Genomic DNA, 776 nt, shown 5'->3' on the forward strand with positions numbered 1-776 from the left:
AGTTTGACGCCGATGAAGCCGAGGATGACGGCGAGGCCGTGGCTGAGGTAGACGAGTTTGTCGATGAGGCCGCCGATGAGGAAGTAGAGCTGGCGTAGGCCCATGAGGGCGAAGGCGTTGGCGGTGAAGACGATGTAGGGGTCGGAGGTGATGCCGAAGATGGCGGGGATGGAGTCGAGGGCGAAGAGGATGTCGGTGAGGCCGACGGCGACCATGACCAGGAGCATGGGGGTGACGTGGCGTTTGCCGTCGATGCGGGTGGTGAGGGCGGGGCCGTGGTAGTGGTCGGTGGTGGGTAGGACGCGGCGGACGAGGCGGACGGCGGCGTTCTCGTGGTATTCGTCGTCGTCTTCGCCGCCGGCGATGAGTTTGTAGGCGGTGTAGAGGAGGAAGGCGCCGAAGAGGTAGAAGACGCCGGCGAAGGAGTTGACGACGGCGGCGCCGAGGGCGATGAAGATGCCGCGGAAGAGGAGTGCGAGGGCGATGCCGACGAGGAGGACGCGTTGGCGGTATTGGGGGGGTACGGCGAAGGAGCCGAGGATGAGGATGAACACGAAGAGGTTGTCCATGCTCATGGAGTATTCGACGATCCAGCCGGTGAAGAAGTCGAGGCTGTGGGTGCCGCCGGCGGTGAAGGTCATGCCGATGCCGAAGGCGATGGCGAGGCCGACGTAGACGGAGATCCAGGCGCCGGCTTCGCGCATGGTGGGTTCGTGGGGGTTGCGGGCGGTGATGATGAAGTCGACGGCGATGACACCGAGCAGCACGGCGATGGT

Annotated in this window: 1 protein-coding gene; it reads right to left on the bottom strand. The window is 64.9% G+C overall.

Annotation, left to right across the window (positions count from 1 at the left end; all coding sequences use genetic code 11):
* The coding region (locus ACFO4E_RS30080) for a TerC/Alx family metal homeostasis membrane protein (RefSeq protein ID WP_378580728.1) at positions 1-776 on the bottom strand (776 nt) is incomplete at both ends.

The sequence above is a fragment of the Nocardiopsis mangrovi genome (assembly GCF_042653925.1).
Taxonomy (GTDB): domain Bacteria; phylum Actinomycetota; class Actinomycetes; order Streptosporangiales; family Streptosporangiaceae; genus Nocardiopsis_B; species Nocardiopsis_B mangrovi.